The organism is Arthrobacter sp. BG5 (assembly GCF_056680155.1).
On record NZ_CM155268.1, the window covers coordinates 2,390,703 to 2,410,371 of the forward strand.

At 70.8% G+C, this 19,669-nt stretch carries 17 protein-coding genes; 9 read left to right on the top strand and 8 right to left on the bottom strand.

Annotation, left to right across the window (positions count from 1 at the left end; all coding sequences use genetic code 11):
* The first annotated feature begins 93 nt into the window (after nt 1-93).
* Nucleotides 94-1,686: a histidine ammonia-lyase gene (gene hutH / locus AC1MBE_RS11120; protein ID WP_479778223.1), complete on the top strand. Its 1,593-nt coding sequence runs from the start codon at nt 94-96 to the stop codon at nt 1,684-1,686.
* A 151-nt stretch (nt 1,687-1,837) separates the two neighbouring features.
* Nucleotides 1,838-2,074: a hypothetical protein gene (locus AC1MBE_RS11125; RefSeq protein ID WP_479778225.1), complete on the top strand. Its 237-nt coding sequence runs from the start codon at nt 1,838-1,840 to the stop codon at nt 2,072-2,074.
* A gap of 86 nt (nt 2,075-2,160) precedes the next feature.
* Here AC1MBE_RS11125 and AC1MBE_RS11130 read toward each other — a convergent pair whose 3' ends face one another.
* Complete coding sequence (locus tag AC1MBE_RS11130) at nt 2,161-2,397, bottom strand: hypothetical protein (RefSeq protein ID WP_479778227.1); 237 nt, start codon at nt 2,395-2,397, stop codon at nt 2,161-2,163.
* A 190-nt stretch (nt 2,398-2,587) separates the two neighbouring features.
* On the opposite strand from AC1MBE_RS11130, the gene AC1MBE_RS11135 reads away from it, so the two are divergent.
* Complete coding sequence (locus AC1MBE_RS11135) at nt 2,588-3,892, top strand: cation:proton antiporter (RefSeq protein ID WP_479778229.1); 1,305 nt, start codon at nt 2,588-2,590, stop codon at nt 3,890-3,892.
* Between the two features lie 44 nt (nt 3,893-3,936).
* Here the strand turns inward: AC1MBE_RS11135 and hutG are convergent, their stop codons facing one another.
* Both hutG and AC1MBE_RS11145 read right to left on the bottom strand, forming a co-directional pair.
* Nucleotides 3,937-4,908: a formimidoylglutamase gene (gene hutG, locus AC1MBE_RS11140; protein ID WP_479778231.1), complete on the bottom strand. Its 972-nt coding sequence runs from the start codon at nt 4,906-4,908 to the stop codon at nt 3,937-3,939.
* 168 nt (nt 4,909-5,076) lie between these two features.
* Nucleotides 5,077-6,519 (bottom strand): NCS2 family permease, encoded by a 1,443-nt coding sequence (locus AC1MBE_RS11145; protein ID WP_479778233.1) that lies wholly within the window; start codon nt 6,517-6,519, stop codon nt 5,077-5,079.
* A gap of 112 nt (nt 6,520-6,631) precedes the next feature.
* Here AC1MBE_RS11145 and AC1MBE_RS11150 point away from each other — a divergent pair, with 112 nt between their 5' ends.
* Entirely contained in the window at nt 6,632-7,312 is a 681-nt protein-coding gene (locus AC1MBE_RS11150; RefSeq protein ID WP_479778235.1) for a copper resistance CopC family protein, read from the top strand.
* A gap of 42 nt (nt 7,313-7,354) precedes the next feature.
* Here the strand turns inward: AC1MBE_RS11150 and AC1MBE_RS11155 are convergent, their stop codons facing one another.
* Nucleotides 7,355-8,008, bottom strand: a complete 654-nt coding sequence (locus tag AC1MBE_RS11155; RefSeq protein WP_479782577.1) for an FAD-binding protein — start codon at nt 8,006-8,008, stop codon at nt 7,355-7,357.
* Between the two features lie 380 nt (nt 8,009-8,388).
* Between AC1MBE_RS11155 and AC1MBE_RS11160 the strand changes: the two genes are divergently transcribed.
* From AC1MBE_RS11160 to AC1MBE_RS11180, 5 genes are all read left to right on the top strand, one after another.
* Nucleotides 8,389-9,426, top strand: coding sequence for a universal stress protein (locus AC1MBE_RS11160; protein WP_479778237.1), 1,038 nt, complete (start codon nt 8,389-8,391; stop codon nt 9,424-9,426).
* Between the two features lie 115 nt (nt 9,427-9,541).
* The gene (locus AC1MBE_RS11165; RefSeq protein WP_479778239.1) at nt 9,542-12,292 is read left to right on the top strand and encodes a PEP/pyruvate-binding domain-containing protein; all 2,751 of its coding nucleotides are present in this window, start codon (nt 9,542-9,544) and stop codon (nt 12,290-12,292) included.
* Between the two features lie 57 nt (nt 12,293-12,349).
* On the top strand, nt 12,350-13,477 hold the full coding sequence (locus AC1MBE_RS11170; RefSeq protein ID WP_479778241.1) for a LolA family protein: 1,128 nt from the start codon (nt 12,350-12,352) through the stop codon (nt 13,475-13,477).
* Complete coding sequence (locus AC1MBE_RS11175; RefSeq protein ID WP_479778243.1) at nt 13,474-14,484, top strand: ABC transporter ATP-binding protein; 1,011 nt, start codon at nt 13,474-13,476, stop codon at nt 14,482-14,484. The genes AC1MBE_RS11170 and AC1MBE_RS11175 overlap by 4 nt, the downstream gene beginning before the upstream one ends.
* 46 nt (nt 14,485-14,530) lie before the next feature.
* Complete coding sequence (locus tag AC1MBE_RS11180) at nt 14,531-15,391, top strand: ABC transporter permease (RefSeq protein WP_479782579.1); 861 nt, start codon at nt 14,531-14,533, stop codon at nt 15,389-15,391.
* A 36-nt stretch (nt 15,392-15,427) separates the two neighbouring features.
* On the opposite strand, the gene AC1MBE_RS11185 is transcribed toward AC1MBE_RS11180, so the two are convergent.
* The 4 genes from AC1MBE_RS11185 to AC1MBE_RS11200 form a co-directional block, all read right to left on the bottom strand.
* On the bottom strand, nt 15,428-16,864 hold the full coding sequence (locus AC1MBE_RS11185) for a C40 family peptidase (RefSeq protein WP_479778245.1): 1,437 nt from the start codon (nt 16,862-16,864) through the stop codon (nt 15,428-15,430).
* 243 nt (nt 16,865-17,107) lie between these two features.
* Nucleotides 17,108-18,028, bottom strand: coding sequence for a cation diffusion facilitator family transporter (locus tag AC1MBE_RS11190; RefSeq protein WP_479778247.1), 921 nt, complete (start codon nt 18,026-18,028; stop codon nt 17,108-17,110).
* 29 nt (nt 18,029-18,057) lie between these two features.
* Nucleotides 18,058-18,513, bottom strand: coding sequence for a metallopeptidase family protein (locus AC1MBE_RS11195; protein WP_479778249.1), 456 nt, complete (start codon nt 18,511-18,513; stop codon nt 18,058-18,060).
* 10 nt (nt 18,514-18,523) lie between these two features.
* A complete protein-coding gene (locus AC1MBE_RS11200) occupies nt 18,524-19,558 on the bottom strand; it encodes a DMT family transporter (protein WP_479778251.1) in 1,035 nt (344 codons plus the stop codon).
* Nucleotides 19,559-19,669 lie beyond the last annotated feature (111 nt).

A 19,669-nucleotide genomic window follows, 5' to 3' on the forward strand; every position in this document is an offset into this window, starting at 1 on the left:
TGCTCCGTAAGTGCCGTTTTGAGCTCTGAAAAGGGCCGTTACGGAGCAATCGACGGGGAAGCCGGACCAACCATTAGACCTAGGTAGATCTCAATGACTCTCACGACCCACTCACCGCTGACCGTCACCCTCGGCGCCGGCGGCGTGACCCCCGAGGACGTCGTCGCCGTCGCCCGCCACGACGCCAAGGTAACCATCGCCCAGGACGCCCTCGACGCCGTCGCCAGGGTCCGCGCCCACATCGACGACCTCGCGCACAGCGAGACCCCGGCCTACGGCATCTCCACCGGCTTCGGGGCGCTGGCCAACCGGCACATCCCCAACGAGCTGCGCACCCAGCTGCAGAAGTCGCTGATCCGCAGCCACGCCGCCGGCATGGGCCCGGCCGTGGAACGCGAGGTGGTCCGCGGCATCATGTTCCTGCGCGCCAAGACCCTCGCTTCCGGCCGCACCGGCGTCCGCCCCGTGGTGTTGCAGACCATGGTGGATGTCCTCAACGCCGGCATCACCCCGGTGGTGCGCGAATTCGGCTCGCTGGGCTGCTCGGGCGACCTCGCGCCGCTCTCGCACTGCGCCCTGGTCCTGATGGGCGAAGGCGAAGCGGTGGGCCCGGACGGCGAGCTGTACGGCGCCAAGGACGGCCGTCCGGTCGCGGAACTCCTCGCCGCGCACGGGATCGAACCCGTCACCCTCGCCGAGAAGGAGGGCCTGGCCCTGGTCAACGGCACCGAGGGCATGCTGGGCATGCTGCTGATGGCCATCGCGGACCTCCGCCAGTTGCTCACGACGGCGGACATCACCGCCGCGCTCAGCGTCGAGGCGCTGCTCGGCACCGACCAGGTGTTCCTGCCCGAACTGCACGCCGCGCTCCGGCCGCACCCGGGCCAGGCCGCCTCCGCGGACAACATGCTTCGGGTGCTGTCCAACTCGCCGATCGTGGCCTCGCACCGGATCAACGACACCAAGGTCCAGGACGCCTACTCGCTGCGCTGCGCGCCCCAGGTGGCCGGGGCCGTCCGCGACACCGTGGACCATGCAGCCCTGGTCGCCTCCCGCGAACTGGCAGCCGCGATCGACAACCCGGTGGTCCTGCCGGACGGCCGGGTCAGCTCCAACGGCAACTTCCACGGCGCCCCGGTGGCCTACGTGCTGGACTTCCTGGCCATCGCCGTCGCAGACCTGAGCTCCATCGCCGAGCGCCGCACCGACCGGATGCTGGACCCGGCCCGCTCGCACGGGCTTCCCGCCTTCCTCGCTGCCGACCCCGGCGTCGACTCCGGCCTGATGATCGCCCAGTACACCCAGGCCGGGCTGGTCTCGGACAACAAGCGGCTGGCCGTTCCGGCATCCGTGGACTCGATCCCCAGCTCGGCCATGCAGGAGGACCACGTGTCGATGGGCTGGCACGCGGCCCGTAAGCTGCGCCGTGCGGTGGAGAACCTGCGCCGGGTCCTTGCGATCGAGCTGGTGACCTCGGCCCGGGCCCTGGACATCCGCACGCAGCTCTCCGGCGGCGAACTGACGCCGGGCCCGGCCGGCGCCGCGGTGATCGAGGTGCTGCGCGACGTCGTCGACGGCCCGGGCACCGACCGGTTCCTCTCGCCCGAACTGGAGGCGGCCGAAGTCCTCGTCGCCTCGGGCAAGATCCGGGCCGCCGCCGAATCCGCCGTCGGAAATCTGGCCTGACGGCAAACAAAGTACGCGGTACGCGGGATTTCCTGAGGGCCCCCGAAATGTTCGGCAACACGGCGGGCGGGGCCCAAGGAAGTGTAGTAAAAATATGATCAAGCCCACACCAAAGATGTTGTGGCAGGAACCTACAAAGGGGTAGAAGTTCATGAAAGCACGCGGGACGGTTATGTCCAGGCGCACGGCGTTTGCCGCCACGGTCTCCGACTGGAGGAGCCTCAAGACGGGGGACCGGGTGGAAATCCTGAAGCACGCGCAGCTGCTGGCAGCCGGCGAGGTCGAAGAGGTTTCCTCCAGCGGCAACGTGCTCTGGCTGGTGCCGGAAGCACCGTCGGAGACGCAGCTGTTCCTGAAGTCCGACGGCGTCCAGGTGCGGCGGAGCTAAGCGCCCCGCGCCGCCTGGGGCAAGGAAAAAGGGCCGGTGAGGGGCGCATCCCTCACCGGCCCTTGGCCTGTCCCGGCCCGCGCAGGCTAGGCGGCGACGTCCTCGTGGGTCTCGCCGAACGGCACGGAGTCATCGAGCGCCACGGTGTACGCGCCCGGCTCGTGGCGGGTAACCCGGATCCCGCAGCGGCGGTCCTGCACGGACGAGGCGATCAGGGTGTTGACGGCGTTTTCGAGGCCGTGGTGGACCTCGTGGGCACTGGCGAACGAGAGCTTGATGGACGTAGCGTCAGAGGCCTGGGTCCGCATGGTGTGTGTGTTCATTAACTGGTCTTTCCTAGAATCCGGCCGGTTGGCCACCCTCCATTCTAGTCTGTCCGGCGTGGCGTCCCGGCCGGAAGCCGGTAGTGTGCTGGTGGCGGTATATCTTTGAGGCGAGGGGCGCCGTTCTTTTGGGAACGGCGCCCCGACCCATTCCGGGCCTGCTCCCCGGTTGCGGCAGGAGGGCGTGCAGATGTTCGAGGGTCCCAGTATTGTCTTCGTCGCGGCCGGAATCGCCGTGTTCATCGCGGCGGTACTGCCCAAGCTGCTGCGCAACGCGCCCCTGTCGATGCCGATGGTCTTCCTGGGGGCCGGCATGCTGGCGTTCACGCTGATGCCGGCGCTGCCGGACCCTGATCCGCTGCAGCACGGGGAGTTCGTCACGCACCTGACCGAAGTCTGCGTCATCATCTCGCTGATGGGCGCCGGGCTGGCGCTGGACCGGCCGTTGGGGCTCCGGCGGTGGGCCACGACCTGGCGGATGCTGGGCCTGGCCATGCCGCTGTGCATCATCGGCCTGACCCTGCTGGGGCTGTGGTTCCTGGGCCTCGGCCTGGGCGCCGCGCTCCTCGTCGCGGCCGCCCTGGCGCCGACCGACCCGGTCCTGGCCTCCGAGGTGCAGGTGGGGGAGCCCGCCGACGAGGAAGAGGAAACCGAACGCGAGGACGAGATCCGTTTCGGCCTGACGTCCGAAGCCGGCCTGAACGACGGCCTGGCGTTCCCGTTCGTCTACCTCGCCATTGCCATCAGCTTTGTTGGGGCCTCGCCGTCAGGCTGGCTGGGTAACTTTCTGGCGGTGGATGTGCTCTGGCGGATCGGCATCGGCATCCTGCTGGGCGTCGGGACGGGGAAGCTGTTGGGCCGGCTCTTCTTCACGGCCCGACATGAGAGCATCCGGCTCTCCAACCACTCCGAGGGGTTCGTGGCCTTGGCGGCGACGTTCCTGGCCTACGGGGTGACGGAGCTGATCGAGGGCTACGGCTTTGTCGCGGTGTTCGTCTGCGCAGTCACCATCCGGGCCGCGGAGCGCACGCACGGCTTCCACCGGGTGATGCACTCCTACGTGGAGCAGCTGGAGCGGCTCCTGACCGTGGTCATCCTGGTGCTGCTGGGCGGGGCCATAGCCCGCGGCCTGCTCGCCGGGATCGGCTGGACCGAGGTGCTGGTGGCTCTGGCGTTCCTGCTGCTGGTGCGTCCGCTGGCGGGGTGGCTGGGGTTGGCGCGGGGCAAGACCGGCCCGCGGGAACGGATCGCCATCTCCTTCTTCGGCATCCGCGGCATCGGCTCGCTGTACTATCTCGCCTACGCCCTGGGCCACGGGAATTTCGGCGCGCAGGCGCAGGAACTCTGGGCCTTTGTGGGACTGGTCGTGGCCATGTCGATCGTGCTGCACGGCGCGACGACGGCGCCGGTGATGAACCGGCTGGACCGGCTGCGCCAGCGCCGCGCGGTGGAAGAGCACGGCGACGAGGGCCAGGCCCCGCACACCGCCATCTGAGCGGCCCGGCTTTAACCCTGCCCCGCACTAACCCCGCCGGCCGGCTACCGCAGCAGCGTATTAATCAGCCGCGCGGCGACCCTGGCGGTGCGGCCGTCGACGTCGAACTCCGGGTTCAGCTCCGCGACGTCAATGTGCAGCAGTTTCCCGCTCGCGGCCACCTGCCGGCAGACCGCGGTGATCACCGGTAGCGGCACACCGTAGGCGGCAGGGGCGCTCACCCCGGGTGCCACCGACGCCGGCAGCACGTCCAGGTCGATGGTCAGGTACAGCGCGTCCACCTGGGCCAGGAACGCGGCCACAAACGCCTGTGCGGCGTCCGCGGAGCAGTCCTCGTCCAGCAGGTAGTCCACGCCCAGTTCCGCAGCGGTCCGGAACAGCGCACGGGTGTTGTTCGGTTCGGAGATCCCGACGACGGCGTACTTCAGTTCGCGGCCCGCGGCGGCTTCCGCCCCGGCCATCTGCAGGAACGGGGTGCCGGAACTGGGCACCGGCTCGTCGCGGAGGTCGAAGTGCGCATCCAGGTTCAGCACCCCCACGCGGAGGCCTTCGCGGACCGCAGCGAACCCGGCCACGCCCAGGTAGCTGGCGAAGGCCGTTTCATGGCCGCCGCCCAGGACCACGGGCAGGGCGCCGGCGTCGAGCAGCCCGGTGATGGCGAGTCCGGCCCGCGCCTGCCCGGCCTCCAGCGCGTCCCCGGCCACGGTGACGTCGCCGGCGTCGTGGATTTCCCGGTCCAGGTGGAAGGCGAGCGGGCCGAGCGCGGCGCGGATGGCGGCAGGTGCTGCAGCTGCCCCGACCCGGCCCTTGTTGCGCCGCACGCCGGCGTCGCTGCCGAAGCCGAGGATGACGGCGGGCCGGGCGGCGGGGGAGCCGGCCGGCTGCAGGTGCGCAGCCGCGTGCGCAGCGTGGGGCGTTACCGCCTGCCACCAGCGGCGGTGGTCGGCACCGTCGCCGTCGAACCTTCCGGTCCAGGGCTGCGGCGGGACATCAACGGCGGGGTTGGCGGAATGCATGTCCCTAGCTCACCGCAGCCCGGGGCGGAAAACCAGCAGCGCCGCCGTCGGGGTGTCCGAAATCCCGGAAACCCCGGCTTAAACGCCGCCGAGATGGCATTTCGCGGCAATGTTTTCCAAAAAAACTGTCGCGAAATGCCATCTCGGCGGAGGGGCGGGTCGGGATCTTTAGTGCATGCCCAGGGCGGCCTCGATCGGGCCGATCCCGAAGAACAGCAGGAACGCGGCGGCCACAACCCACATCAGCGGGTGCACTTCGCGGGCGCGGCCCTGGAACAGCCGGATCAGCACAAAGGAGATGAAGCCGGCGCCGAGGCCGTTGGCGATCGAGTAGGTGAACGGCATCAGCGTGAAGGTCAGGAACGCGGGGATCGCGATGCCCCAGTCCTGCCAGTCGATCTTGCCGACCTGGGAGACCATCATGAAGCCGACGACGACGAGCGCCGGGGCCACGGCTTCGAACGGGACCAGGTTGATCAGCGGGGTGAAGAACATGGCGACCAGGAACAGCAGGCCGGTGACGATCGAGGCCAGGCCGGTGCGGGCGCCTTCGCCGATGCCGGCGCCGGATTCAACGTAGATCTGGTTGGAGGAGACGGACGCGCCGCCGCCCACGATCGCGCCCAGGGCGTCAATCTGCAGCACCCGGTCCACGTTGGGGATGTTGCCGTCCTTGTCGATGGTGCCGGCCTCGGTGGCCAGGCCCACCATCGTGCCCATCGCGTCGAAGAAGATGCTCAGCAGGATCACGAACGCCAGCAGGGTCGCGGCGACGAAGCCGAGGTGCTCGAACGCGCCGAACGGGTTGGCCTTGCCGATCAGGGACAGGTCCGGGGCGGCCCATTCGGTGAACTTGGGCGCCACGAGGGACCAGCCCTGCGGGTTGTAGTTCTTGCCGTCGAAGCTGGGCCCGATGTGCAGGGTGAATTCCAGGATCACGGACAGGATGGTGGAGGTGATGATGCCGATCAGGATCGCGCCCTTGACCTTGCGGACCACCAGGGCGATGGTCAGGATCAGGCCGACCACAAACACCAGCGTGGGCCAGCCCAGCAGCTTGCCATCGAAGCCGAGGCCGACGGGCACGGTGGTGCCGGCGACGTCAGGGATGCGGCGGACGAAGCCGGCGTTGACCAGGCCGATCAGGGCGATGAAGAGGCCGATACCGACCACGATCGCGGTCTTGAGCCCTTCCGGGACGGCCTTGAACACGGCGGTCCGGAAGCCGGTCAGCACCAGGATCAGCATCGTGACGCCGGAGAGGACCACCAGGCCCATCATGTCCGGCCAGGTCAGGCCCGGATTGGTGGCGACGGTGACGGCCACGAATGCGTTGACGCCCAGGCCGGTAGCCAGCGCGAAGGGGTGCTTGGCCCAGGCCCCCATCAGGATGGTCAGGATGCCGGCCGCGAAGGCGGTCACGGCGGCGACAGCCGGGAAGCCGAGCGTCCCGCCGGACGAATCCGGGCCGGAAAGGATCAGCGGATTCAGCACCACGATGTAGCTCATGGCAAAGAACGTGGCGAACCCGCCACGGATCTCGCGCGAGAAGTTCGACCCCCGCTCGGAAATCTTGAAATACCGGTCGAGTGCAGAGCCCTGCTTAAGCATTGGTCCTCCGGGAGGGAAAGGGGGTGTTAGCTAAATCCTATTAGGCGTGACGGCGCCCACCTGCCAAATTCGCCTAGTCTGTAAGGAAGCCAACACAAGGAGCAGTTCTTCCATGCGTTCAATCCGAGAACTTCCGGGCGCCCTGCTGGGCCTGATCACCGCCGTGGCGGTCCTGCTGGGCATCGCGCTCCTGGGTGCCGCTCCGGCGTTGGCCCACGACGCTGTGGAGTCCACCAGCCCGGCCGCCGGCGCGACGCTGCCCACCCCGCCGGCCTCGGTCTCGCTCACCCTCACCAACAAACCGCTGGCGATCGGCACGCAGATCAAGGTCAGCGACGCGGCCGGGACCAACTGGGCCGACGGCGCGGTTGAGATCGTGGACAATGTGGCGTCGCAGAAGCTGAAGACGGGCGCACCGGCCGGTTCCTACACCGTGCAGTGGCGGGTGGCCAGCGCGGACGGTCACCCGATCGAGGGCACCTTCACCTTCACCGCCGCGGAAGCGGGCGCAGGCGCGACGGCGGGCGGCACGGCCCCGGCGTCAGGCTCGGTACCGACGCTGGGCACCGCCCAGCCGGGAACCACGATCGCGCCCTCGCCCCGGGCGCCGGACGCCTCGCAGCCCTTCCCGTGGAGCATCGTGCTCTTCGTGGCGGTGGCCGTGGGCATCCTGGTTGCCCTGGGCCTGATGGCGAAGCGGCGGCCTAAAGACGGCACCAATGAGGACGAGAGCGACGGCACCGGCGGCACGGACGCCAACCCGGACGAGCCGGCCGGGGAACCCCGAAACTAGCCGGGCCGAAGCCGACCCGAAGCCCGTCGTCGAGGCCGGTTCCTAGGCCGGCAGCGCCAGCCCTGCGGACAGCAGCGGGGGCGTGCCGTCCGGGTGGACCTTGGCGGAAATCGCCTGGCCCACCAGCTTGGCCTGGCGCAGGACTTCCTTCGGCGTGGGGGTGATCAGCTCGCCGACGCCGACGAGGTACATGCCGAGCGCGTGCATGGCCGCCATGAGGTTCTGGCCTGCGGCCACCCCCAAATCGGCGAGCATGCGGCGCAACTGGCTGTGCGCGCAGCGGGTCAGCACCAGGTGGTCGGCGTACAGGATGCCATTGGGCGTGCTGACGGCCCACTGCTGCGCCGGGTGTCCGGCTTCTTGGAAGTCAAGGCCCTCGACCGCCTGGCCGTCCGCCTCCAGGTGGTCCAGCTGCAGAGCCCGCACGTTGTTGCGGATGTCGAGGCTGTGGCTGGCGGCGTAGTTCCGCAGGTGGCGCAGGATTTCGTTGCGCTCCCTGAGGGTGGCGGCGTCCGCCGCGTCGCAGCGCTGCAGCGAGGAGGTATTGGCCGGGTTCCCGGCGCCCAGCAGGTCCAGTCCGTCAACCACGATGGCTCCGACACCCCGGCGCTGCAGTTCGCTGGCGACCGCCAGTCCGGACAGGCCCGTGCCGATGACCACAGTGCTGGTCCGTTCGATACCGCCGTACACAGGCATGCTCGACACTGCGGGGTCCCTCCTCGAATGGTGCGGATTCCGGGCCCATGCCCGGAACGCTGGTCCGGCGATCCGTCCTGACGCGCCCCGCAAGGGAGCCGGCGATCTGAAAGACGAGTCTCGGTTCAGCAGTGCCTCAGAGGATACCCAAGATTGGGGGCTGTGAACAGGGCCTGTCCGGCTTTGCTATTTCCGCGGGTTTTCAGCGGTTTAACCGCGAACCGGCGGGCCGGGCCGCCGCCGTTCCGCGGGTTTCCGGCCCGGGCCGCCGGTATGTAAACACCTGGTAAATCCTGCCCGTGCCTCCGGCGGACGCCGCACCCTGACACTTCTGGCAGAATAGCCGCAACACAGCCACGTAACGCGAGGAGGCGGACCCCATGGCCCGAGAACAGGTGTACCCGGATCCGGCGGGGGACGACGCCGGCGAGCGGTCCGCTCCTCGGGGGATCGTCGTCGGCGTGGACGGCTCGGAGCACAGCCACTGTGCCCTGGTCTGGGCCGCCCGCGAAGCGGCGCGACGGGGCAGCCCGCTGCACATCGTGACCGCCTACTCGGTGCCCGTCTTCGCCGCCTCCGGGCTGGATGGCGGCTACGCCACGGTCGACGATTCAGTCATCCGGGAGGGCGCCGAAGCCATCCTGAAGCAGGCAATGGACAAGGTGGCCGGCTACAACATCGACGTCGATGCGTCGGTGGAGAACGGAGACGCCTCCGGGGTCCTGCTGGACATGACCGAAACCGCCGAACTGCTGGTTTTCGGCACCCGCGGCCGGGGCGGGTTCGTGGGCCGGCTCCTCGGATCGGTCAGCAGCGCGCTTCCCGCGCACGCCAAGTGCCCCACGGTCACGGTGCCGCTCATTTGCGGCGACCGGCTGGGCGAAACCACGCAGGACAAACACGTCCGGGCCGAACGGGAAAAATCCGGCCACCAGCCGGTCGAAAACGTCGTGGTGGTGGGCGTGGACGGCTCCGAGCAGGCCCGGGTGGCGGTCCTGGAGGCGGCGGCCCAAGCCGAACGGCTCTCCGCGCCGCTGCGCCTGGTCTGCGCGGTCCCGCAATACAGCGGCTCCCTCGCCTGGGTCCCGGCCCCGATGGACCGCGAAGCCCTCTTCGCGGATATCCGCGTCCAGCTCGACGCCGGCGTGGCGTGGCTCAAGAGCCACTTCCCGCGGCTCGAGGTCGAAACCCAGCTTGTGGACGGCTCCCCGATCGACATCCTCGTCGAGGCCAGCCGGCACGTGGAACTCGTGGTGGTGGGCACCCGCGGCCGCGGCGGCTTCACCGGGATGCTGCTGGGATCCACATCCGACGGGATCCTGCACCACGCCAAGGGCCCGGTGATGGTGGTCCCGGACCGTGAGGACCCGCGGCTAGCCGACCGGGCCGCCTTCGGGCCCATGCTCGGCGACTCCTAGCCCGCCCCGGGACCGCAGCTTCGTCGTTGAAGGGGGCCGGGAGGTGGGGCAGCTACCCGATCCAGGGGCACAGCGGCGGCGCCCACCGCAAACGCTAAAACTGGCGCCGGGGCTGGTGGTCGCCCTGGAGCGGGCCGGCGCGGAGCTGCTGCCCGCCGTGGGCGGCAAGGCGGCCAACCTCGGCGAACTGCTGCGCGCCGGGTTCCCGGTTCCGCCCGGTTTCTGCTTGACGACCCAGGCCTACCGGCGTGCCACGTCCACTGCCGCGCTCGACGCCGTCCACACGCAGCTGGCCGCGGCCGCCCCCGCGGACCTCGCCAGGCTCGGCGGGCTGGCCGCCGCGGCCCGCCGGCTGGTCCTGGCCGCAGAAGTTCCGGCGGACGTCGCCGCGGCCGTGCGGGACGCGTACGCCGCGCTGGGAACGGACGCCCCGGTGGCGGTGCGCTCCTCCGCCACCGCCGAGGACCTGCCCTTTGCCAGCTTCGCCGGCCAGCAGGACAGCTTCCTGAACGTCGTGGGCGTTGACGCGGTCCTGGCCGCGGTCCGGCAGTGCTGGGCCTCGCTCTGGACGGACCGCGCCGTGAGCTACCGCGCCACCCACGCGATCAGCCCCGGGTCGGTGGCGCTCGCGGTGGTGGTCCAGCGGATGGTGGACACAGCAGTGGCCGGGGTCCTGTTTACCGCGAACCCGGTCACAGGTAGGCGGCACGAGGCAGTCATCGACGCCAGCCCGGGGCTCGGCGAGGCCGTGGTGTCCGGGGCGGTCAACCCGGACCACTTCGTCGTCGACAGCGCCACCCGGCAGATTCTGGAGCGCCGGGTCGGCAGCAAAGGGGTGCTCATCCGGCCGCTGCCGGGCGGCGGAACCGAACGGATTGTCCAGCCCGGCGCCGGCCCGGCGCCCTGCGTCGACGACGCCCGGCTGCTGGCGCTTGAGCTGCTGGGCCGCCGCGCGGAAGTGCACTTCGGTGCGCCGCAGGACCTCGAATGGGCGATCGACGGGGGCGGAGCGGCATGGTTGACGCAGTCCCGGCCCATCACCACGCTCTACCCGTTGCCCGAGCGGGCGCCAGTGGGGGAGGGGACCCGCGTCTACCTGTGTTTCAGCCTGGCCCAGGGCCTGACCCGCCCGCTGACACCGATGGGGCTGGCGGCCTTCCGGCTGATCGCCTCGTCCGTGGCCCGTGCGGCGCAGTTCGAGGTTCCCGCCCCGCACGACGGGCCGCCGCCGTACGTACAAGCCGGGCAGCGGCTCTTCTTTGACCTGACTCCGGTGGTGCGCAGCGGCGTCGGGCGGGCGATCGTTCCCCGGGTGTTCGACGTGATGGAGGCCCGCTCGGCGGCCGTGCTGCGCGGGCTGTTCCAGGACCCCCGCTTTTCAGTCATCGGCAGGTCTCCGTGGCGGGCATTGCGGCACATCGGCCCGGTGGCGGTGCGGGCCGGGGTCCCCGGCTCGTTGCTTCGGGCACTGTTCCGGCCGGAGGCGGCGCTGCGCCGGGCGGAACAGTTCGGAGAACGGTTCCGGGCCGCCCTGGTGGTCCCGGCCGGTGCCACCGCGGAGCAGCGGCTGGACCACGTGGAGCGGATCCTTGGCCAGGAGCTTTTCCCGGTGGTGCCCAACATCCTGCCCCTGCCGGCCCTGGGCTTCGCCCTGCTGGCGGCCGCCGGCAGGCTGCTGGGGCCGGGCGCCGGACCGGGGGTGCTGCAGCAGGTGCTGCGGGGACTGCCCCACAACGTCACCACCGAAATGGACCTGGCGCTCTGGCAGCTCGCCACGGCCGTCCGGGCCGACGCCGAGTCCGCAGCTTTGTTCGACGGCGTTGTGTTCACCGATGCCGGCACCAGCGCCGGCGCGGCGGTCCCGGACCTGGTGCGGCGCTACCGGGCGGGCACGCTGCCCGCCGCCGTGCAGTCCGGGATCGCCGCCTTCCTGGGCAGCTACGGTCACCGGGCTGTGGCGGAAATCGACGTCGGGATGCCGCGCTGGTCCGATGACCCGGCCTACATTTTCGGAGTCCTGGCCAACTATCTGCGCCTGGAGGACCCCGGCCGGGCCCCGGACCGGCAGTTCAGCAGGGCCGCCCGCGACGCCGAGGCCCAGGCGGAGCGGCTCGCCGCCGCTGCGGGGGCGCGCGGCAGGCTGCGCGGCGCGCTGGTGCGGGCGGCACTGAAACGCACCAGGATGTTCGCAGGGCTGCGGGAACTGCCGAAGTACCACATCGTGGAGGCCCTGGCCGCGGTGCGGGCACAGCTGCAGGCCATCGGAACGGAGCTGGCGGCCGCGGCCCGCATCCCGGACGCAGACGATGTCTTTTTCCTGGACCTGGTCGAAGTCCGGCAGGCCCTCACCGGGGCGCCGCTGCACCACCTGGTGGCGCAGCGCCGGGAAGCCTACGCCCGCGAACTTGGCCGCCGGCACATCCCGAGGGTGCTGCTCTCGGACGGGACCGAGCCGGAGGCGCTGCAGACCTACGCCGGCCGGACAGCAGTGGGTAGCCCGGGGCTCCTGACCGGCAGCCCCGCGTCTGCCGGTACCGTCACCGCCAGGGCCCGGGTCATCCTGGAGCCACAAGGGGCGCAGCTGGAGCCCGGGGAGGTCCTCGTGGCGCCCTCGACCGACCCGGGCTGGACCCCGCTGTTCCTGACCGCCGGCGGACTGGTGATGGAAATGGGCGGCCCCAACTCGCACGGCGCCGTCGTCGCCCGCGAATACGGGATTCCCGCCGTCGTCGGGGTGCCGGAGGCAACCTCGCTGATCGCCACCGGGCAGGATATTACGGTCGACGGCGGTGCCGGCACCGTGCTTCCGGCGGTCCCGCCGCAGGCGCCGGACGCCGGCGCGGAAGAATCTGCCGGCGCCCGGTGATCCTTGCCGTTTCCGGGCGTAACCTTGAAAGATGAGCCATGTTGGAGCGCGGTCGCAATGACCCGTACCTGGTTGCGCTGGCTGCCGGCCGCAACCGTCCCTGCCGTGATCGCTGCCGGCGTGTTGACGGGATCCCTTCCGGCCAGCGCGCAGGATCCCCTGCCGGCCAAATCACCCCAGCAAGTGCTGGAGCTGGTAGCCCAGCACCGCCAGACGTCCTTCTCCGGGACCCTGGAACAGACCTCCGAGCTGGGCCTGCCCGAACTTCCGCAGACAGGTCCGGGAACGGCGTCGGGCGACACCGCCTGGCTGGAACTGCTGACCGGACCGCATACGGCCCGGGTTTACCGCGACGGGGCGCAGAACGCCCGCGTCCAAGTGCTGGACCGGCTCGCCGAGCGCGACGTCATCCGGCACGGCAACGAGCTCTGGTTCTACAACTCCAAGGACAACACCGCCGCGCACGCTGTACTCCCGGCCCGGTCCGGAGACCGCCACCCGTCCGGGCAGGAGTCCGTGCCCACCCCGGACGTGCTGGCCGCGAAGCTCCTCGCCACGCTCGACCGCAGCAGCGATGTGAGCGTCGGAGCGGACGTGGAGGTCGCCGGGCGCGCCGCCTACCGGCTGGTGCTCACGCCCCGGTCCTCGACCACGCTGTTGGCCTCGATGGCGGTTTCGGTCGACGGCCAAAGCGGCATGCCGCTCGGCGTCGAGCTGACAGCGCGCGGCCAGGCCGAACCGGCGTTCAGCGTCGCCTTCACCAAGCTGTCGCTGGAGGCCCCGGACGCCGCCATCTTCCAGTTCAGCCCGCCGCCCGGCGCCACCGTCAAGGAGCTTCCGGTTCCGGACCATAAGGCAACGGGTGCTAAGCAACGGCCGGGTCCGGCCACGAAGGCCCCCGCCGCGGCTACGCGGGACAAGGCCAAAATCAGCGGGACCGGCTGGGAGTCCGTCGTCGAACTGCCCGCCGGCACCGTGCCCAAGGCAGCGCTGGACAACGGCACGCCGGAGCAACAGGGCAAACCCGGAAGCGCGGCGTCGCTGCTGGCCCAGGCGGCGGTCCCCGTGGCCGGCGGCAGGCTCCTCTCCAGTGCCCTGCTGAACGTGCTGATCCTTGACGACGGCCGTATCTTCGCCGGGTCGGTCCCGCTCGAGCGGCTCCAGGCCGCGGCTGCCGCCCGGTGACCGCCGTCGCGCCGTCCGCCGAACTGAGCATCGAGACCCAGGGCCTGAGCAAGCGCTTCGGCCGGCAGTTGGCAGTCGACGGCGTCGGCCTGGCGGTGCCCAAAGGCTCGGTCTTTGGTTTCCTGGGCCCCAACGGCTCGGGCAAGACCACCACGATCCGGATCATGCTGGGCCTCGCGGCGGCGTCGAGCGGCTCGGTGCGCGTTCTGGGCGAGGAGATGCCGCGGCAGCTGCGCGCGGTGCTGCCCCGGGTGGGCGCCCTGGTGGAAGGGCCTGCGTTCTACCCCTTCCTCTCCGGGGCCGCGAACCTGCTGCGCTTCGACGCCGCGGATCCGGAAGCGCCCGCCGGGACACGGCGCGCACGGGTGCACACGGCGCTGGAACGGGTAGGCCTGGCCCACGCCGCGGATAAAAAGGTCCGGGCCTATTCGTTGGGCATGAAGCAACGGCTGGGGATCGCCAACGCGCTGCTGGCACCCCGGGAGCTCCTGGTGCTGGATGAGCCGACCAACGGCCTGGACCCGCAGGGCACCCGCGAGGTGCGCCACCTCGTCCGGTCCCTCGCCGCGGACGGCGCCACCGTGTTCGTCTCCAGCCACCTGCTGGCCGAGGTGGAACAGATCTGCACACACGCCGCCATCATGAGCGCCGGCCGCCTGGTGGCCCAGGGCCCCCTGCCGGAACTGCGGCAGGCCGGGCATTCCAAGGTCCGGCTGCTGACCCCGGACCCCGGCGCCGCCGCCCGGGTGCTGGCCGGCCTGGGACTGACGGTCGACGGCGGGAAGCCCGACGGCGGTGCTTCCGACGGAGGGAGTGCCGGGGCTTGGGGCGAGGTGCTGTATGCGCCGCTGCCGGTCGGCGCCGCCGCCGGCGCCCCCTCGCCGGAGGAGCTGGTGGCCGCCCTGGTGGCCGCCGGCGTCCGGGTCCGCGGCTTCGCCGTGGAACAGGGCAGCCTCGAGGACCGCTTCGTCGAATTGACCGGGGAGGGCTTCGACGTTGCGCAATAATCCGCCCGCCCCGAGTGCAGGCGACCCCGCGCGGGGGGAGCCTCAGCTGACGCCTGCCCCGGCTGCCGCTTCTGCCCCGGGGGTGGCAAGGGCACCGGGCCTTCGGCTGCTCGGCTCCGAGCTGAGTGTGCTTTTCCGCCGCCGCCGCACCTGGGCGATGTTGCTCGCCCTGGCAGCCATCCCGGTGCTGATCGCCGTGGCCGTGCGGCTCTCCTCGGCGGTGCCGGCCGGCCGCGGGCCCGCGTTCCTGGACCGGATCAGCCAAAACGGCCTGTTCGTCGGCGTCACGGCCATGCTGGTCGCCGTCCCGCTGTTCCTGCCCCTGACGATCGGGGTGGTCGCAGGTGACACCCTGGCGGGGGAGGCCGGGCTGGGGACGCTGCGCTATCTCCTCGCCGCCCCGGCCGGGCGGGGCCGGCTGCTGTTGGTCAAGTATGCCGGCGCCGCGGTGTTCGCCGTCGCAGCTCCGTTCACGGTGGCTCTGGTCGGGGCAGGCATCGGGGCGGCGCTGTTCCCGGTGGGGCCGGTGACCCTGCTCTCCGGCGACTCGATCGGCGCCGGAGAGGCATTCGGGCGGCTGCTGCTGATTGCCGCTTATCTGGCGGTTTCACTCGTGGGGCTGTCGGCCATTGGCCTGTTCATGTCGGCCCTGACGGACGTGCCCGTCGGTGCGATGGCGGCCACGGTGGTGCTGGCCGTCGTCGCCCAGGTTGCCGACGCGCTGCCGCAGCTGGAGTGGCTGCACCCGTGGCTCTTTACGCATCGGTGGCTCGACTTTGCCGACCTGTTGCGCCAGCCCGTCGCCTGGGACTCGTTCGCCGCCAACGCGCTGCTGCAGGGCGGCTACCTGGCCTTCTTCGGCGCCCTCGCCTACGCCCGGTTCACCACGAAGGACGTGCTCTCCTAGGGCGTCGGGGGTGCCGTGCCGGGGGTCGGTCCCGGCTCAGTACCGGGCGGCGTACGGGTACAGCTGCATCCCGGACATGGATGCGAGGTCCGTCACGGTCAGCCCGCTCTCCGGGTTCAGCGCCTGGACCACGCGGCCGCCGCCCAGGTAGATGGCCACGTGGTAGAAGCCCGGGGCGGAGCCCCAGACCAGCAGGTCGCCGGGCTGCGCCGCGGAGAGGGGCACGTGTACCGGAGCCTGCGCGTACTGCTGGGAGGCCGTGCGCGGCAGCTGCTTGCCGGCTGCGGCGAACGCATTCTGGACCAGGCCGGAGCAGTCGAAGCCGTAGGCGCCGGTGCCGCCGTACTGGTAGAAGTACGGCGAACCGACCTTGTTGAGGGCCGCGGAAATCGCCACCTGGTTGGAACCACCCGGCGCGGGAGCAGGTACCGGTGCAGGCGGGGCAGGACGCGGGGCGGGTGCCGGCGGGGCGGGACGGTGTGCCGGCGCCGGGGCGGGCCGGACGGGTGCGGGCTGGACCGGCGCTGGGAGGGTGGGAACGGGCTCCGGCCCGGCCGGTGACCGGGGAGGCGCGGGCGACGTCGGCGTTGCACCGGCCGGGAGCGCCGGTGCAACCGGCGCAGGCTCCGCTGCCCGGGCAGGCTGCGGGCCGGCGGCCGCCGCTGCGGTCAGTGCCGCGAGCCGTGCCTGCTGGCGCTGCCGGTCCAGGGCGTCCACCCGGGCGGACTCCAGTGCCACGGTGGTGTTCCGCAGCGTGGCCAACTGGCCCACCAGGATTTTCCGCTGGGCGGCGGCATCGGACACGGCTTTTTGCCTGTCTTTGTCGGCGCGTTCGGCGTCGGTCTTGCGGGACTCCGCGGTGCGGGCAGCGTCGTCGGCAGCGCGGTCCGCGTCCGCAGCGGCGTCCTTCGAGGACCGCGCGGCGGCGGCAGCATTCTCCGCGGCCTGGAAGGCACGGGTTCGGCCGGCGGCCACCGCCTCGAGCGTGGCGGCCTGCTGGAGCGCCTCGCCGTTCCCGCTGACCAGGCTGAGCGCCGGCGTCATGCCGCCATTGCGGTAAAGGTCACCGGCGAGTTGGCCGATCAGCCGGCGGGCTTTCTTCTGCTCGGCCTCGGCGGCGGCGGCCTTGGCGTCCGCCACGGCGGCGGCGTCCCGCCTGATCTGCAGTTCCACCAGGGCGTCCGCATAGGCGTTGTTGGCGGCGAGTGAGGTGGCCAGTCCGGCCTCCTTGGCCGCAGAGGCGTCCGCCAGGATGCGGTCGATCCGGCTGACCTGGTCCGCCGTCGCGCTTTCACTGGTCTTGGCCGCGGCGATCTCCCCGGGCGTCGGCAGTTCCGGCGTGGCCGGCATCCTCAGTGAGGGAGCGGGCCTGGTGGCCGCGGGCGAGGCATGGGCGGGGACAGCGAGCGCCCCGAGCAGTACGACGGCGGTGCACAGCGCCGCGGCCCTGCCGGCGGATCCGGTCCAACCCATGGAAAACCTCGTTGCAGTCAGGCTGGCGCGAGCGAGGTCGGAATGTGGCACGTGAATGGCCCCTCTGCGGATCGCCCAGCAGGGACGAGGCTACGTGCCATATGCCACTTTGGCAACAAAGGTCACATCAGTAACATAAACAACAAGGATGTGATTTGGGCACATCTTGCGGGGTGTGTCGTGCCCGCCGAGGGCGGTTCCGGGCCTTCGGCGTGCGCCGGACCGGCGGATTATGCCGGGCTGTCAGGCGTGCTGGTGGGCCTCGTGTTCCGCGTGCGTGACCGGTTCAAGCTGGAAGGTGCAGTGCTCGGTGTCGAAGTGCGAGCCCAGGCAGCTGACCAGCTTGTCCAGCACCTTGTCCGCCCCGCGGGCTCCGAGCGCCGCGTCCTCCACCACCACGTGGGCGGAGAACACCGGCACCCCGGAGGTGATGGTCCAGATGTGGATGTCGTGCACGGACACCACACCGTCCACGGCCAGGATGTGCTCCCGGATCATCTGGACATCCACACCTTTGGGCGTGGCTTCGAGGAGCACGTCCACAACGTCGCGGAGCAGGTGCCAGGCCCGGGGCAGGATCATCAGCGCGATCACGATCGAGGCAATGGTGTCCGCGGCCTGGTAGCCGGTGGCCATAATGACGATGGCGGCGACAATGACGGCGAAGGAGCCCAACAGGTCGCCCAGGACCTCCAGGTAGGCGCCGCGGACGTTGAGGCTCTCCTTCTGGGCGCCGCGCAGGATCAAGAGCGAGACCAGGTTGGCCACCGCGCCCAGGACAGCGGCGAAAAGCATGACGTCGGTCTGGACTTCGGGGGCCGAGCCGAGGCGCCGGATGGCCTCGGTGAAGATGACCACGGAGATGACGATCAGGACCAGCGCGTTGGCCAGCGCGGCGAGGACCTCGGCCCGCTGGTATCCGTAGGTCCTCGAATCGCTCGCCGGACGCGCGGCAATCCAGGCGGCCACCAGCGCGATGAACACGCCGGCAGCGTCGGAGAGCATATGCCCGGCATCTGCTAGCAGTGCCAGCGAACCGGAGACCAGGGCACCAACAACCTGGATCAGGACCACGGACAGCGTGATGCCCAGCACGGCGATCAGGCGCTTGCGGTGCTTCCCCGTGGCCGTCATCCCGTGCGAGTGGCTGTGGTCGTGTCCCATGCCTCCAAGGCTAGTCGCCCCGGGCGCGGCTAGCCCCAGCCGAGTTCGTGCAGCCGCTCGTCGCTAATGCCGAAGTGGTGCGCGACCTCGTGGACCACGGTGACCGTCACTTCCTCGACCACGTCATCACGGGAGGCGCAGAGGTCCAGGATCGGCCGGCGGTAGATGGTGATCCGGTCCGGCAGCGAGCCGGCGTCCCACCAGGAGTCCCGTTCGGTCAGCGGCACGCCCTCGTAGAGTCCCAGCAGTACCGTGTCCGGGTCCTCGCCGGGTTGCGGGCTGTAGTCGTCCTCGATAAAGACGGCCACGTTGTCCATGGTCTTCGCCAGTTCCGGCGGGATGCGGTCCAGGGCGTCACCCACCGCGGCTTCGAACTCGTCCTCGGACATCGGGAAGGGGCCGGCGCCGCCGTCGTGGACGCCACCTTCGTCGTCATTGTTCCCGCCGGGAATGATCGGCAGGCCGGGCGGAAGGGATGCGGACATCTCCCGGACCCTAGGACCTGGCCGGAGCGCCGGGCAGGGCCCGGGAACGGCGCCGGGTCAGGGCGACGCCGGCGAGGCAGATCACCCCGCCCACCAGGCCCCAGAGGGTGGGAATTTCGCCCAGCACCAGCCAGGAGATCAGGATCGTGGTGCCGGGCACCAGGTACGTGGTGGCGGCAAGCCTGCCTGCGTCGATCAGCGAGAGCGCGTAGGCCCAGGTAGTGAATGCGATCGCGGTGGGGAAAATGCCGAGGTAGACCAGCCCCAGCGTTGCGGGCAGCGGAGCGGCCTGCAGCTCGGCGACGAGCTGGCCGCTGAACGGCAGGCAGCACACTGCGCCCACCATAATGCCGAACCAGGTGGCCTGCGCTGCGGGGAATTTCCGGAGCACCGGCTTCTGCACGATCACGCTCACCGCCGCGAGGGCGGCCGCGAGCAGACAGAGCAGCACGCCGGCGACGTCCGCCGTCGACCGCTGGCCGGAACCGAGAGCGATCACCGCCACACCGCCGAATGCGACCAGGCTGCCGATGATCAGCCAGCGCGGGAAGCCTTCCTTCAGGATGACCCCGGCCATCACGGCGACCAGGATGGGGTTGACGTTTATCAGCAGGGCGGCCGTGCCGGCGTCGAGCAGGTGTTCGGCGGCGTTCAGGGCGACGTTGTAGCCGCCGAACCACATCACGCCATAGGCCAGGATGGGCCACCACTCGCGGCCCCGCGGGAGCGCGGCGGCCCTGCGGAACTGCGGCAGGACCACCAGGCCCAGCACGACGGCGGCCACGGCAAGCCGTCCCAGGGTCAGCGGTCCCGGAGAGAAGCTGGGGCCGACGGCGCGGATGCCCACGAACGCCGACGCCCAAAGCACCACGGTGACGATGACGGCGGCGATTCCCAGCCGGCTGATCTGCCCGGGCCGGAGGGCGGCGCCTGGAGCGGCCTTCGGAGCGGCCGGCGGGGCCGCGTCGTGGGTGCTGTCCGGATGCGTATGGTCCGGATGGGTGCTGTCCGGGGAGGGGGAGCCTGTCTCGGCTGTTGTTGCCATGCTGCCAATCTAGCCCGTGCGGCGGGCCGGCGGCTGGCGGAAATCGGCCAGGTCTAGTCGACTTCCTGCCAACCTGCAGCCAAGTTCAGCGCCGTACCCGGCCCTGGCTCG

Coding starts and splice junctions, on each gene's coding strand:
- hutH (WP_479778223.1), top strand. CDS start 94: ATGACTCTCACGACCCACTCACCGCTGACCGTCACCCTCGGCGCCGGC.
- AC1MBE_RS11125 (WP_479778225.1), top strand. CDS start 1,838: ATGAAAGCACGCGGGACGGTTATGTCCAGGCGCACGGCGTTTGCCGCC.
- AC1MBE_RS11130 (WP_479778227.1), bottom strand. CDS start 2,397: ATGAACACACACACCATGCGGACCCAGGCCTCTGACGCTACGTCCATC.
- AC1MBE_RS11135 (WP_479778229.1), top strand. CDS start 2,588: ATGTTCGAGGGTCCCAGTATTGTCTTCGTCGCGGCCGGAATCGCCGTG.
- hutG (WP_479778231.1), bottom strand. CDS start 4,908: ATGCATTCCGCCAACCCCGCCGTTGATGTCCCGCCGCAGCCCTGGACC.
- AC1MBE_RS11145 (WP_479778233.1), bottom strand. CDS start 6,519: ATGCTTAAGCAGGGCTCTGCACTCGACCGGTATTTCAAGATTTCCGAG.
- AC1MBE_RS11150 (WP_479778235.1), top strand. CDS start 6,632: ATGCGTTCAATCCGAGAACTTCCGGGCGCCCTGCTGGGCCTGATCACC.
- AC1MBE_RS11155 (WP_479782577.1), bottom strand. CDS start 8,008: ATGCCTGTGTACGGCGGTATCGAACGGACCAGCACTGTGGTCATCGGC.
- AC1MBE_RS11160 (WP_479778237.1), top strand. CDS start 8,389: ATGGCCCGAGAACAGGTGTACCCGGATCCGGCGGGGGACGACGCCGGC.
- AC1MBE_RS11170 (WP_479778241.1), top strand. CDS start 12,350: ATGACCCGTACCTGGTTGCGCTGGCTGCCGGCCGCAACCGTCCCTGCC.
- AC1MBE_RS11185 (WP_479778245.1), bottom strand. CDS start 16,864: ATGGGTTGGACCGGATCCGCCGGCAGGGCCGCGGCGCTGTGCACCGCC.
- AC1MBE_RS11190 (WP_479778247.1), bottom strand. CDS start 18,028: ATGGGACACGACCACAGCCACTCGCACGGGATGACGGCCACGGGGAAG.
- AC1MBE_RS11195 (WP_479778249.1), bottom strand. CDS start 18,513: ATGTCCGCATCCCTTCCGCCCGGCCTGCCGATCATTCCCGGCGGGAAC.
- AC1MBE_RS11200 (WP_479778251.1), bottom strand. CDS start 19,558: ATGGCAACAACAGCCGAGACAGGCTCCCCCTCCCCGGACAGCACCCAT.